Source organism: Nicoletella semolina, from assembly GCF_004345745.1.
GTDB classification, from domain to species: domain Bacteria; phylum Pseudomonadota; class Gammaproteobacteria; order Enterobacterales; family Pasteurellaceae; genus Nicoletella; species Nicoletella semolina.
The window spans coordinates 56,477-71,258 of the sequence record NZ_SLXJ01000011.1; the positions used below are offsets into that span (position 1 = coordinate 56,477).

The following is a 14,782-nucleotide window of genomic DNA, read 5'->3' on the forward strand; positions in this document are numbered from 1 at the left end:
AATCCCACCGCTTGTAACGTGATTAAGCTATAATTCCAGACAATCTAAAAAATAAAACTGCATTTTTGAAGGGAAATCCAAAAAGGAAATCAAATGAAAACTACCTATTTTGCCACGACAGCACGGGGCTTTGAAGAATTATTAAAAACCGAGCTAGAACAAATTTTCCCTGATATTGCGTGTAAAGTCGCCCAAGGTGGCGTACATTTCACCACCACTCAAAAAGGCGTTTATAGCGCTTTATTACATAGTCGCCTTGCTTCACGCATTTTATTCCCATTAATCCACACCAAAATTTTTAGTGATACGGATCTTTATGCCTCTGTTGTTGCCTACAACTGGCTAGATTTATTCGATCCCAGAGATACTTTTGTTGTCGATTTTAATGGTACAAACCGAGATATTCGTCATACCCAATTTGGAGCAATGCGTGTCAAAGACGGTATTGTGGATTATTTTGAACGCAAAGGATTTGCTCGTCCAACCGTAGATAAACTTCGTCCTGATGTTCGCATTCACGTTTATTTAGATCGTGAAAACGTAGTTATCTCCCTTGATTTGAGTGGCGATGCGTTACATATTCGTGGCTACCGAGAAGAAACTGGCAAAGCTCCACTGCGTGAAACGTTGGCAGCGGCAATCGTGGTTCGAGCAGGGTGGCAAAAAGGTACACCATTAGTCGATCCTATGTGCGGCTCTGGCACGTTATTGATTGAGGCAGCACAAATGCAAGCCAATATTGCACCGCAATTATCTCGCCAGCATTGGGGGTTTTACGGTTGGAAAGGACACGATCAATCGCTTTGGACAGAAGTCGTTGAGCAAGCCAAAGCCAATGTTAAATCGCTTGCTAGCACCATTGATGACAAACAAGCCTGTAACTTCTTCGGTTTTGATCTTGATTCTCGAGTCTTAACTAAAGCGAAGCAAAATGCGAAAAATGCAGGCGTCGCACATCTAATCAAATGGCAGCAAGGTGATGTGGCTTATTTAACTAATCCTTGTTCTGATAAAATGGGAACAGTAATTTGTAACCCTCCTTATGGCGAGCGTTTAGGCACGACACCCACATTGATTGCCCTCTATTCAGCCTTTGGTCAGCGTCTAAAACAGCAATTTAGTGGCTGGAATGTGTCTATTTTCAGTGGTGAACCTGAGTTACTCAACAGCCTACGCTTACGTTCACATCGGCAATTTAAAGCCAAAAACGGACCGCTTGATTGTGTGCAAAAAAATTATCAACTAAGTGAACGAGTACAGTTAGACAATCCTGATAACCGCAACATCGGACAGGCTGAACACGCAGGACAAAACGTTGCCCCTGATTTTGCTAATCGTTTAGCGAAAAATATTAAGAAAATTGAAAAATGGGCGAAACAAAATGGGCTTGAAGCCTATCGTTTATATGATGCAGATTTACCTGATTACAATCTAGCCGTCGATCGCTATGCGGATCATATTGTGGTACAAGAATATGCTGCCCCTAAAAATATTGACGAACAAAAAGCTCGCCAACGCTTGCTTGATGCAGTATCTGCCACCTTGTATGTCACAGGTATAGAAACAAATAAACTCGTATTAAAAGTTCGCCAAAAACAAAAAGGTACTCATCAATACGAAAAATTGGCCAATAAAGGCGACTATTTTTATGTGAATGAATACGGTGCAAAATTGTGGGTTAATCTGACTGATTATCTTGATACGGGTTTATTCCTTGACCACCGTTTAACTCGCAAAATGGTTGGGGAAATGGCAAAGGGCAAAACTTTCCTCAATCTTTTTGCTTATACAGGCTCTGCAACGATTCACGCTGCACTAAATGGGGCAAAATCAACCACAACAGTCGATATGTCAAACACCTATCTCAATTGGGCTGAACAAAATTTAGATCTCAACGATTTAAATGGTAAACAACACCGCATTATTCAAGCTGATTGTTTGCAGTGGCTGACTGAATGCCGAGAGCGTTTTGAATTAATTTTTGTCGATCCGCCAACCTTCTCCAACTCGAAACGAATGGAAAACAGCTGGGACGTGCAACGAGATCACATTTCGCTTATGCAGCAACTCAAACGAATTTTAACCGATGATGGCACGATTATTTTCTCGAACAATAAACGAGGATTTAAAATGGATTTTGATGGACTCGTGAAATTAGGGCTTAATGCAGAAAACATTTCGCATAAAACCTTACCACTTGATTTTGAACGAAACCCACACATTCACAATTGTTGGATAATTAAAAAGCAGTAAATAGAAACATGGACGCACACAGTGCGTCCCTACAAAATATCCGAAAGCTAAAAACAACCCATTCGCAGGCGATGTATTACTCGTTATTTAATCAAATCACTCTTTGCCGTAATAGGCTTTCGTCATAATCTCTTCCATATCACCCACCAAAGCTAAGCGAGGATTAGCTGGAGTGCATTGATCCTCAAACGCATTTAGAGCTAATTCTCGACGAGCAGCCAAAAATGCCTTTTCATCAACCCCTTGTTCACGCAAGGACATCTGTACACCACAACGCACCGCCAAATCATACACCGCATTGGCAAAGGATTCGACACCCTGAGCAGGGGTTTTCGCTGGCAAACCTAGCATTTTGGCAATATCTTGATAACGCACATCGGCGACATAATCGGTATATTTAGGCCAAGTTGCCACTTTAGTTGGGCGAGTACCGTTATAACGGATAACGTGCGGTAATAAAATCGCATTGGTTCGACCATGAACAGTATGGAATTTTCCACCAATTTTATGTGCCATTGAATGGCAAATACCTAAGAATGCGTTAGCGAATGCCATACCTGCCATTGTAGAAGCATTGTGCATTTTTTCACGTGCTAGCTCATCAAACTCTTTAACGGATTTTTCAAGATTTTCAAATACTAACTTAATCGCTTGTAATGCAAGACCGTCAGTATAATCATTAGCAAGCACTGACACATAAGCCTCCGTTGCGTGAGTCAGTACATCAAGCCCTGTATCCGCTGCGACCTGTGCTGGTACAGACATCACCAACGCTGGATCAACAATGGCTATCGTTGGCGTCAAGGAATAATCTGCCAAAGGATATTTAATCTCACCATCGGTAATCACCGCAAATGGTGTTACCTCAGATCCTGTACCTGATGTGGTTGGGATCCCAACAAATTTTGCTTTACGCCCAAGTTGAGGGAATTTAAAGGCTCGTTTTCGAATATCCATAAATTTCTGTACTAAATCACGGAAATCCACTTCTGGTTGCTCATAGAACAACCACATAATCTTCGCTGCGTCCATTGGCGATCCGCCCCCTAACGCAATAATCGTATCAGGTTGGAAGCTCCGCATTAGCTCTGTGCCTCGCTTAACGGTTTCAAGGCTTGGATTTGGCTCTACATCAGCAAAAAGTTGATAGGTGATCTGATTACGACGCAAACGCAATTGCTCCGTAATGCGATCAACGAAGCCTAAATCTACCATTGATCGGTCTGTTACAATCATCACTTTATGCACATCGTGCATTGATTTGAGATATTGAATCGAATCACGCTCAAAATAGATTTTAGAAGGCACCTTAAACCACTGCATATTATTTCTCCGTCTGCCAATGCGTTTAATATTGACTAAATTCACCGCACTTACATTATTCCCTACGGAATTTTTTCCATAAGAACCACAACCTAAAGTCAGAGAAGGCAAGAATGAGTTATACACATCGCCAATCCCCCCAAAGGTTGAAGGAGAATTCCAAATAACACGGATCGCTTTCACACGCTCGCCAAACACTTTTGCAAGATGTTTATCTTGAGTATGAATCGCCGCAGAATGCCCTAAACCGTGAAAATTCACCATCGCTTCTGATAACAATAATCCGTGTTCAGTGGAGTTGGATTTTAATAATGCTAACACGGGTGATAATTTTTCTCGAGTAAGTGGCTCATTTTCCCCTACTTCCTTACACTCTGCGAGCAAAATATTGGTGCCTTCTGGCACACTAAAGCCAGCCTGCTCAGCAATCCAAGCCGCCGATTTTCCCACCACAGCAGCATTTAACTTTGCCCCTGAACAACTACTTTTATCCGCCTTATCTACACCAAAGATATATTTTTCTAACAACGCTTTTTCTTTTTTATTGACCAAATAAACACCATAAGACTGCATTTCTTTGACAAAATCGTCATAAATTTCTTGATCAACAATCGCAGCCTGTTCTGATGCACAAATCATACCGTTATCAAACGATTTCGACATCACAAGGTCATATACTGCTTGTTTTAATTTTGCCGTTTTTTCTACATAAGCAGGCACATTTCCTGCCCCAACCCCCAATGCAGGTTTTCCACAAGAATAGGCCGCTTCCACCATTGCATTGCCACCTGTTGCCAAAATGGTCGCAATCCCTTTATGTTTCATTAACAACGATGTGCCGTCCATTGAAGGAGTTTTTATCCATTGTACACAATCTTGCGGTGCACCAGCAGCGACCGCCGCATCATACACAATTTGGGCGGCCTGGGCGGAGCATTGTTGGGCGGAAGGGTGAAAAGCAAAGATGATAGGATTTCGAGTTTTGAGGGCAATTAAGGCTTTGAAAATAGTGGTTGAGGTGGGGTTGGTGGTTGGGGTAATACCGCAAATCACACCAACAGGATCAGCGATTTCGGTAATGCCTGTAACATCGTCTTCACTGATAATACCTGCTGTTTTCAAATGCCGCATATTATTAACCACATACTCACAGGCAAATAGGTTTTTCGTCGCTTTATCCTCAAATACCCCTCGCCCAGTTTCTTCGACAGCATGCAGTGCTAGCACACCATGTTTATCGAGAGCAGCAACGGAAGCTTTGGCGACAATATAATCAATCTGTTCTTGATTAAGCTGGCGGAAAGCCTCCAATGCTTTTAATCCTCTTTCAACCAGTTGATTAACTTCAACACTTGCATCATAAGATTGAGCATTTTTTGCTTGTTGGGTCATAGAAATTTCCTCTTAATTAAATATTCACTAGCTGCGATTATCACCCAGTTATTAGAAAATTTCTGCTAAATTGCCTTGTAGTTTCAAGAGATTATGATCTATATCAATTTTTTGATAATTGTTATCATTTTAGTGATACTTTGATTACATTGTAATAACCTAAAATTGACGTTTATAAAGAAAGAATTACAACTAACCGCTACTTTTTTAATCGTCTATGACTATTGGTTTTGACGGTTTTTTTTCCTTAACTGCTCACGAGTAGCCTCTTTTTTAACTTGTTTGAGAATCTGTTTTGGCTCACGCAAGATCTGCCAAATTAATCCGCCACAGATGAAAAAAGTAACACCATAAGACAGCCATACAAAAAAACCATATTCACCCATTAAAAAGAAATCAGCTATTGACTGAAATTGAAACTGAAGCTGCATATTTTTCTCCAAATTAGACCGCTTGAGCCAACATTTTTACCCAAGGACGCTTACGTTCATCATAAAGCAGAGCAGAACGATAGCGTACAATACTCAACCAGATCATAAACAACATCGTGCCAAAAATTGCTAATAATAATGGAATGAGCATTTCAACTGCCATTGACGGTTTATCAAATTTTGTAATAGTTGCCCCTTGATGAAGGGTATTCCACCATTCCACTGAAAAATGAATAATTGGCAAATTAACTACGCCAACAATCGAAAGAATACCAGCAGCTTTTACCCCAATCGCTCTATCTTGGAAAGCAGAATAGAGTGCCATTACCCCTAAATATAGGAAAAACAGTACCAATGCGGAGGTTAATCGAGCGTCCCACACCCACCACGTTCCCCACATAGGTTTCCCCCAAATTGCCCCTGTCGCAAGCGAAATAAAAGCAAATATCATTCCGATCGGTGCCATTGAGATCATCGCAAGGCTGGCTTGGCGAATTTGCCATACTAATGCCACTAATGCAGCAACCGCCATCGAGCCATAAACGCCCATTGACCAAATTGCGGCAGGAACGTGAATAAAAATAATCCGATAGCTATCACCTTGCTGATAATCTTTTGGGGCAAAACCTAACCCCCAAATAAATGCTACTGACAGCAAAATCAGACTTAGCCAACCTATGGTTGACTGAATTCTCCCAAGCAATCGGTATTGTGTTTCCGATTTTGCATAAGGGTGAAGAAATTTCCACATAACGTTCTCCAAATTAACTGAATATAAAGCATTTTATATTTTTGCAGACGCAAGCCCTAAACCTATTATCCATCATTTATTGCATTGAAATTCGCAATGCCCCAGCAATCGCAAAAGGCGAAAAAGTAAGCGTCAATGCAAGAATTGAACCCATAATCGCAAGCTGACCGCTATAAGCAAGATTTAGAGTGGCTGCTTCCAATACAGCAGATGCAAAAATCAGCACAGGCAAAAAAAGAGGTAAAATCAGCAAACTTAGCAGTGTTCCGCCTTTTCGTAAACCAACAGTTAATGCTACACCAATTGCCCCTAAGCAACTCAAAATAGGCGTACCAAGCAATAAAGTCAGTACCAACGCCCACCAAACGTGTATTTCCAGTGAAAGCAAAATTGCCGTAATGGGTGAAAGTAAAATTAACGGCAGCCCCGTTAAAATCCAATGAGCCAACACTTTGGCAAGTGCAATTTTTGACAGAGAAACAGGTAATAACATCAATTGCTCCAATGAGCCATCAAGATAATCATCTCGAAAAAGTCGCTCAAAAGAGAGCAATGCTGAAAGTAATGCGGCGACCCAAGCAATACCTGATGCAATTTTGCCAAGCAGCTCAGGATTAGGTCCCATCAACAGTGGAAATAACGTGATAACAATCAGAAAAAACCATAATGGATTTAAAATTTCCACAGGTTTGCGAAAAGCAATCGTTAGCTCACGCTGGATAATCGTCAAAATCATTCTTATCTCTAATCCTATTTATCTGCCTAATCCATTTGATTCACTTTAAATTGATCTAAAGATACCGTACGAACTTTACGGCTTTGTGCTGCTTGATGACTGGTAAAAATTACCATTCCACCTTGAATACAATGCCGCTCTATGTGGCTAATTAAATCTTCAACACCCTTTTTATCAATTGCGGTAAATGGCTCATCAAGCACCCAAAGCTGAGCAGATGTAAGCCATAATTTTGCTAGTGCTACTCGCCGTTGTTGCCCTGCTGAAAGCTGCGAACAAGGCAAATCTTCACGCCCTAATAACGAAACTTTCCCCAACGCTTGCCAAATCATTTCATCATTGATCGGTAGCGATTGCGTTTTTTGAAAAAAACGTAAATTCTCCCACGCTGTCAGCTCTGGCTTAATGCCTGCTTGATGCCCTAAGTAGTGCAAATTTTGATAAAAATCTGACCGCTGCTTGTCAATTAACACCCCATTCCACTGCACTTCCCCTTCAACAGGCACAGCAAGCCCTGCCACAATACGCAACAAACTGGTCTTTCCAATACCGTTATGCCCTTCGACTTGCACCCACTCGCCACTTTCCATCGTCCAAGAACAGTGTTCAAATAAACGAGTTTCACCCCGCTCACAAGCCAAATTAACCAAAGACAGTATTGATTTATTCTTCATCTATAATCCTAAAATTTCTTTTACAAAAGGTAACGTGAGTTTTCTTTGAGCTTGTAAAGAGGCACGATCTAGCACGTCTAATTGTGTCATTAGACCGTGTAAATCACGATCAACTCGTTTAAGCAGAAAATTAGCAACCTCATCAGACAGCTCCAAGCCCTTACGGTAAGCGTTGCCTTGCAAAATGATACATTTCTGACTATCCGTTAAATCGTCTAAACGATAAACCTCGCCCCAGCTTAAACGAGAGCGTAGATCAGGCAACTTAATTGGTAGCTGGTTAGGTGGTAAATTTGCACTGATTAATAACAGTGTTTTTTTGCCCTGTGTAAACAATCCTTGCTGCTCACGGATTTGATTAAATAGATCAAAAATAGATAATTCCCACTCTTCATTGCCTGCAACAAGATCTAAATCATCAATACACACCACATCAAGCTGCTCTGCATTGTCTAATACCGTTGGGGCAAAATAATGCGATTTTTCCAATGGAATATAACTGGAAGAAAGCCCATTGGCTAAATAATGATTGCTGACTGCTTTTAGTAAATGACTTTTACCGCTACTTTTCCCTCCCCAAATATAGAAAAATGGCTGCTTAACTGATGCAAAATTTTTTCGCAACGAATCTAACAGCAATAAACTGTTTTCTGAGTAAAAATTATCAAAAGTATCATCATCAATCTGATGAATAGGTAACGGTAATTGCAAAATTTCTTTTTTCTCTTTAGGCAATAAGATAAAAAAATATGGTGCAGGATAACGAAAAAAACAAAGGTTGAGAACCCTCAACCTTATTTATCCAGCAAATTATTGATCTGTTTTGAGTTTTGTCCAATTGTAATAACCATAGAGGGAATTGAGTAAGTAAGCAGAATACATAATATACATTGATGGATTATCCGCCCAAAGGAGAATAGAAACCACGTTTAACACAATCCATAATAACCACTGCTCACGGTAGCGTAATAACATTAACGTCTGTGCCGCAACCACGATAATCGTCGTTAATCCATCTAAACTTGTCGAACTTCCGCCAGCCATATTTAAAATTTGCACAAATAGTATCGTCCCAACAGTCATCAATATCAGCAAAATAGTCCAACCCTTTAGTGTCAGTGATTTTGCAATAACCGATTTTGTTCCCTCTGAACTTTGCAAATTTTGCTTCCATAGGAAATAACCGATAAATTGAGCAGGAATGTAAACATAAAGTGTCGTATTCATCTCACCTAAAAAATTTGCGCCCAACGCGACATAAAAATAGCTATACGCAAAAATCAACCCAAAAAAATAGTTACTGATTTTCCCTTTGCTGATAAATACGTTGCAAATAATACCAGAGATCCCTGCAATCATTCCAAGCACTGAATCAGGCGTATAAACGTAAACCCCTATTTGAATTGCCATAAACAGCGTCAGCCACACCACCTCAAAAGGTTTCCAACCAGAAAAGAATTCCTGTTTAATTTGAGCAGTAATATCTTGATAATTCATAAATACCTCTTCCTATTCATTAACTTAGCTAAAAATGGAGCAAGTTCAGGCTCTTTAAATTTGAACCCTGCCTGCAGTAATTTTTGAGGATAAAGCGGTTGATTATCCAATAATAATTGCGAACGCTCACCTAATACCATTTTCAGCATAAACTCAGGCACACATAAAAAGGCTGGACGATTGAGAGCGGAGGCGAGCGTTGCAGTAAAATTCGCATTACTGACCGCTTGTGGTGCAACAAAATTAAACGCCCCAGAGCAAGCTGGGTTATCTAATAAAAATAACATCGCTCGAACGTGATCGTACAATGAAATCCACGCCCAACACTGCTTCCCATTTCCGATCTTTCCTGCTAAACCTAAACGAAATAGCGGCAACATTTTCTTTAATGCACCACCAGAAGAATCAAGCACCATACCCGTACGCAATAAACACAGCCGAGTCTGATGGCTTGCTTTCATTGCTTCACTTTCCCACTGTCGGCAAATGTCCGCTGCAAAATGTGTGCCACTAGCGGTCTGTTCAGTATACATCTTTGCGTTCGGTAAATTGCCATAAAACCCTGTTGCAGAGCCTGATAAGAATACCTTAGGCGGATCTTCGCTCTGTTCTATGCGTTGTACAATTTGCTGAGTGATACCAATACGACTTTTCAATAATTTTTCTTTTTGTACGACTGCCCAACGCTTGTCAAATATAGGTTCACCTGCCAAATTAATCACCGCATCAAATGCGTTAAAATCAGTGAATTCTGCAATATTCTGACAAAATCTAACCGCTTGCGTATCCATCAATGGCTGGCGACTTAACACAGTCAGTTGATCACCTCGTTTAACTAAGGCTCGACACAGTGCTTGCCCAATAAATCCTGTACCACCTGCAATAAAAATACGCATTAGAGGGAGGTCTCAAATAAATCTGTAATATTATCAATAAGTTGTGAAATAGGCGTTTCACGAGTAGGGGTAATGAAAATTGTATCGTCTCCTGCAATTGTACCTAGTATCCCCTCCCCTTTCCCCATTGAATCCAGTAACCTTGCAATTAATTGAGCTGCCCCAGGACTTGTTTTCACGACAATCAATACATCATTATAATCAATGTCAATCACCAAATTTTTTAACGGACTAGAGGTTGTCGGCACAGCTAATTCTGCAGGAAGCTGATAAACCATTTCCATTCGAGTATTTCGCACCCTAACTGCACCAAATTTAGATAACATTCGTGAAACCTTTGACTGGTTGACTTGCTTAAAGCCCATTTCTTGCAAGGCTGTAACGATTTCTCCTTGCGAACCGAATTTTTCTTCTTTTAATAATAATTTAAACGCCTCGGTCAAAGATCCTATTTTTTCCATCACGCTTTATTCAACCTCTCTAACTATCTATCTCTTAAAAATTCTGTCGAAAAAACAAAGAGAATTCTACCCTCTTACACAATTCTGCCTTTTTACATATAGAAAGCAATTAAAAGTTAATAAAATTTCATAAAAATTTGTACTACTTCGCAAAATTGAACTTTACTATTTGAATATTTTTACCAGTTTGCCTAAACTGACTCTATCGAAGGCTAAAATCTTGATCCATTAAGTTCTATTCACTCAGTTCTAGCTATTAAGGAGACTATTTATGAAAGTAACAGTATTAGGTGCAGCAGGTGGTATTGGGCAGGCATTGGCATTATTGTTAAAATTACAGCTTCCAGCAGGTACAGATCTCGCTTTATATGACATTGCTCCTGTTACCCCAGGAGTTGCGGTAGATATTAGCCATATCCCAACGGCGGTTAAAGTAATTGGCGTGAGTGGCGATGACCCAAGCGAAGCATTAAAAGAAGCTGACTTGGTATTAATTTCTGCAGGTGTTGCTCGCAAACCTGGTATGGATCGTTCTGATCTTTTCAATATCAACGCTGGCATTGTGCGTAATTTAGTTGAAAAAATTGCACGAGTTTGTCCAACAGCGTGCATTGGTATTATTACAAACCCAGTGAACACAACCGTCGCCATTGCAGCGGAAGTATTAAAAAAAGCGGGCGTATACGATAAACGCAAGCTTTTTGGGGTAACCGCTCTAGATGTACTACGTTCAGAAACTTTTGTTGCAGAATTAAAGGGTAAAGATGTTGATAAAGTAAAAGTCCCTGTTATCGGCGGTCATTCTGGCGTAACCATTTTGCCTTTGCTTTCTCAGGCAACAGAAGAAGATAAAATCAACTTTAGTCAAGAAGAAATTGAGAAACTAACACAACGTATCCAAAATGCAGGAACTGAGGTAGTGGAAGCCAAAGCAGGCGGAGGCTCCGCCACCCTTTCAATGGCACAAGCCGCCGCTCGTTTTGCTCGTTCTGTTCTAAAAGGACTAAATGGCGAGGAGACTATCGAATTTGCTTATGTTGAAGGCGATGGGAAATACGCACGTTTCTTCGCTCAGCCTGTGAAATTAGGTATAGAAGGAATAAAAAAACTCCTTGATATTGGCGAATTAAGTGATTATGAGAAAAATGCCATTGAAGCAATGCTACCAACACTTAGAGAAGATATTGAATTAGGCGAGAAATTTGTAAACAGTTAAACGATTATAAATCGTCGTTTCTACTAAAAATCTAAGAAGCTCACGTCAGCTAAATAAGCTATAGCTTCTTAGATTTTCTATTTTCAAAACGCCCAAGCGGTCAATTATGTGTATAATTTTGCAATCAAGAAAGAAAACAAGGAAAGCAAATGAATCCAATCATTAATCTGAATGAAAATAACTTCAATGATGTTATTCAAATGGCGAGTGAAACACCTATCGTCTTCCATTTTATGTCTCCAAATGAACCACAGGCACTTCAAATGGAAACAATGCTACGTCATTTGTCTGATGAATTTAAGCAACAATTTTTATTAGCAATTATCAATTGCGATGAACAACCTATGATTGCCGCTCAGTTTCGTATTCAAGCGATCCCAAGCTGCTATTTCTTTAAAGACGGACAGCCTGTCGATGCAATTCAAGGATTAGTCAGCGAGCAAGAACTGCGTTTAAGATTAAATAACATCTTACCGAAAGAAGAAGAGCTGAAATTTAATCAAGCACTAGAATATTTAGCAAGTGAACAATATGAGTTAGCTCTTCCCTTATTAAAAACAGCGTGGGAATTAACTAATCAGAAAAATAGCGATTTTGCCCTGCTTTATGCCGAAACTTACATCACGATGAAAAATGGTGAAGCAGCTAAAACAATCTTAAGTCAGATTCCACTGCAAGATAGAGACAGTCGCTGGAATGGGCTACAGGCTCAAATTGAGTTATTAGAGCAAGCAGCAGACTCGCCTGAAATTCAACAACTCCAAGCAGATTATCAGAAAAATAAAAGCCCTGAAATTGCGATAAAACTCGCCAATCAATTACATCAAACACACCGTAATGAAGAGGCACTTAATTTATTACTTGATTGGCTAAAAAAAGATCTAGCCGCTGGAAATGGCGAAATCAAAAACCAATTTTTATCGATCACTGCGGCAATTGGTCATAATGATCCTATTGTTGGTAAATTTCGCAGACAGTTCTATTCGTTACTGTACTAAAGGCAATACAAAGTAACTCTCGAAAAATAAGTCCCGAAAATTCGGGACTGTCAAATTAGATAATGATGTTAGCCAAGGTAACCCCCACACTACAAGCCACAACAATACCAATTAGACCAGGCACCATAAAACTGTGATTGAAATAATATTTTCCAATTTTTGTTGTACCCGAAATATCGAAATTCACGGTTGCAATATCAGATGGATAATTAGGAATGAAGAAATAACCATAAGTTGCAGGCATTAACCCTATCAATAACGGCACAGGTAATCCCATTGCTAATCCAACTGGCAATAGCATACGAGCCGTTGCAGCTTGGCTGTTAATCACCACCGAAACCGCAAACAGTGCAAAGGCAAATGTCCAAGGGTATGTGTTCACTATTTCTGTAATCCTTCCTTTAAAAGCAGGCATTGCATAGGTAAAATAAGTATCGCTCATCCAAGCAATACCAAAAATAGCAATCGCAGCAACCATACCAGATTTAAAGACGACACCATTTGGTACTTTTTGAACATCAGTTTTGGTTGCAAGCAAAATAATCCCACCAAATGCTAACATTACCATTTGTATTACTGCACTCATTGGAATAGCTTTGCTATTAATCGTACGAACAGCAGGGAAAATTGCAATAATTACAATGAAAACGAGTGCTAGCAAAAATAACAAGACTGCATATTTTGCCGTAACAGGAAGTTGCTCATTTAAAGAAGTATTGGTGGTATTTAGAATACGATCTTTCCACATTGGATCTGCCAAACGTCTTTGGTATTCTGGATCATCTTGCAATTCTTTACCTCGTTTTACGCTGTATAAAGAAAGTGCTAGCACACCTGACAAAGTCGCAGGAATCGTAACAAAGATGATATTTAATAAAGTTACTTGAGAAAAAGCAGGTAATTCCGTAATTTGCCCTAAATAATAGACCACAGCGGCCGAAATCGGACTACCAGTAATTCCTAATTGAGAGGCAACGGAAGCCGCTGCCATTGGACGTTCTGGTCTAATCCCATTTTTAAGCGAAACATCACCAATAATTGGCATAATAGAGTAAACTGCGTGTCCAGTACCAAGCATCAATGTCATTGTATAAGTAACAATGGGTGCTAAAATAGTCACTCGTTTAGGATTACTTCTCAAAATACGCTCTGCCATTTGTAGCATAAACTTCAACCCACCAGCGGCCTCCAAAACTGAAGCACAGGTTACAACAGCGAGAATGATCAACATCACTTGAATTGGCGGCGAGGTAGGCGACATTCTAAGCACAAAAACCTCAATCACCAGACCAATACCCGATACAACCCCCAATCCTATGCCACCATAGCGACTACCAGCATACAAAAATACAAGTAGGAGTAAAAATTCTAAATAAAGCATAAAGACCTTAGATATTAATAGATGACTAATTAGATTCTACACTTATTCAATTAAGAATATTTTTATCTAAATCAAATATTTGCTCTTTTGGTCAACATAAGGGACATCTTTTCATCGTTTTTTGCAATAAGAAAAGTATGAGGTTTGATAGTTATATTAGATTCACAGCAAAATATCATTATTTAAATACTCATTTCACATCACACGTTTGATTATTTGAGAATAAATCAACTTATTACTACAAGAATACTGCTCGTAAGAAAGAGTGGCTTCATCGTGATTAGCAAATTCATAACAGAACTGCGTTTCAATAAACAAATTCTCACCTGTTTTATATAAATTATTGTGATGGTAATTCTATAAAACTCAGCTAACGAGTTAAGATAAGCATTAACCCCAACAATAACATAGACAAACAACCTGCCGCCCAACCCTATCCGATAGGTTGACAAGATGAACGTATATTTCTTGTAATGCCTTGTAAAACTGAGAATTAACCGCATTAGAAAATTGCTGAAATTCAGCTTGTTGCTACTTGTGCCTTTGCACTTCTTAGCATTTGTTCTTTGGTATGCTCATTGTTGAACAACTTGTTGCTGGCGTACAATATCGTTATCCAAAAATGATTTCACTTCCTATGTCAATAGGAAGTGAAATCAAAACAATGTAATAAATGAGAGAGGCTAAGATAAGGTAATAGAGTATAAAAAAACCCCCGAGATTCCTCTCAGGGGTTTAGTTGCTTTAGTTTACTTGAATTAGTTTATTTGAAT

At 39.5% G+C, this 14,782-nt stretch carries 13 protein-coding genes; 3 read left to right on the forward strand and 10 right to left on the reverse strand.

Annotated elements, in window-relative coordinates; all coding sequences use genetic code 11:
- Window positions 1-93: 93 nt before the first annotated feature.
- Entirely contained in the window at window positions 94-2,253 is a 2,160-nt protein-coding gene (gene rlmKL, locus EV693_RS07500) for a bifunctional 23S rRNA (guanine(2069)-N(7))-methyltransferase RlmK/23S rRNA (guanine(2445)-N(2))-methyltransferase RlmL (RefSeq protein ID WP_132501748.1), read from the forward strand.
- A 96-nt stretch (window positions 2,254-2,349) separates the two neighbouring features.
- Here rlmKL and adhE read toward each other — a convergent pair whose 3' ends face one another.
- From adhE to argR, 9 genes are all read right to left on the reverse strand, one after another.
- Entirely contained in the window at window positions 2,350-4,968 is a 2,619-nt protein-coding gene (gene adhE, locus EV693_RS07505) for a bifunctional acetaldehyde-CoA/alcohol dehydrogenase (protein ID WP_132501749.1), read from the reverse strand.
- A 221-nt stretch (window positions 4,969-5,189) separates the two neighbouring features.
- On the reverse strand, window positions 5,190-5,399 hold the full coding sequence (gene ccmD, locus EV693_RS07510; protein ID WP_132501750.1) for a heme exporter protein CcmD: 210 nt from the start codon (window positions 5,397-5,399) through the stop codon (window positions 5,190-5,192).
- 13 nt (window positions 5,400-5,412) lie between these two features.
- On the reverse strand, window positions 5,413-6,150 hold the full coding sequence (locus EV693_RS07515; RefSeq protein ID WP_132501751.1) for a heme ABC transporter permease: 738 nt from the start codon (window positions 6,148-6,150) through the stop codon (window positions 5,413-5,415).
- A 76-nt stretch (window positions 6,151-6,226) separates the two neighbouring features.
- On the reverse strand, window positions 6,227-6,886 hold the full coding sequence (ccmB, locus tag EV693_RS07520) for a heme exporter protein CcmB (RefSeq protein ID WP_132501752.1): 660 nt from the start codon (window positions 6,884-6,886) through the stop codon (window positions 6,227-6,229).
- A gap of 26 nt (window positions 6,887-6,912) precedes the next feature.
- The gene (ccmA, locus tag EV693_RS07525; RefSeq protein WP_132501753.1) at window positions 6,913-7,560 is read right to left on the reverse strand and encodes a cytochrome c biogenesis heme-transporting ATPase CcmA; all 648 of its coding nucleotides are present in this window, start codon (window positions 7,558-7,560) and stop codon (window positions 6,913-6,915) included.
- Window positions 7,561-8,271: a DnaA regulatory inactivator Hda gene (gene hda, locus EV693_RS07530; protein ID WP_132501754.1), complete on the reverse strand. Its 711-nt coding sequence runs from the start codon at window positions 8,269-8,271 to the stop codon at window positions 7,561-7,563.
- A gap of 99 nt (window positions 8,272-8,370) precedes the next feature.
- The gene (gene pnuC, locus EV693_RS07535; RefSeq protein WP_132501755.1) at window positions 8,371-9,057 is read right to left on the reverse strand and encodes a nicotinamide riboside transporter PnuC; all 687 of its coding nucleotides are present in this window, start codon (window positions 9,055-9,057) and stop codon (window positions 8,371-8,373) included.
- Window positions 9,054-9,953, reverse strand: coding sequence for a TIGR01777 family oxidoreductase (locus tag EV693_RS07540; protein WP_132501756.1), 900 nt, complete (start codon window positions 9,951-9,953; stop codon window positions 9,054-9,056). Before EV693_RS07540 ends, pnuC begins: the two co-directional genes overlap by 4 nt.
- A complete protein-coding gene (gene argR, locus EV693_RS07545) occupies window positions 9,953-10,414 on the reverse strand; it encodes a transcriptional regulator ArgR (RefSeq protein WP_132501757.1) in 462 nt (153 codons plus the stop codon). The genes EV693_RS07540 and argR overlap by 1 nt, the downstream gene beginning before the upstream one ends.
- Before the next feature lie 271 nt (window positions 10,415-10,685).
- On the opposite strand from argR, the gene mdh reads away from it, so the two are divergent.
- Entirely contained in the window at window positions 10,686-11,630 is a 945-nt protein-coding gene (mdh, locus tag EV693_RS07550) for a malate dehydrogenase (RefSeq protein WP_132501758.1), read from the forward strand.
- 149 nt (window positions 11,631-11,779) lie between these two features.
- The gene (locus EV693_RS07555; protein WP_132501759.1) at window positions 11,780-12,628 is read left to right on the forward strand and encodes a co-chaperone YbbN; all 849 of its coding nucleotides are present in this window, start codon (window positions 11,780-11,782) and stop codon (window positions 12,626-12,628) included.
- Window positions 12,629-12,683: 55 nt separating this feature from the next.
- Here the strand turns inward: EV693_RS07555 and EV693_RS07560 are convergent, their stop codons facing one another.
- A complete protein-coding gene (locus tag EV693_RS07560) occupies window positions 12,684-14,009 on the reverse strand; it encodes an anaerobic C4-dicarboxylate transporter (RefSeq protein ID WP_132501760.1) in 1,326 nt (441 codons plus the stop codon).
- Window positions 14,010-14,782 lie beyond the last annotated feature (773 nt).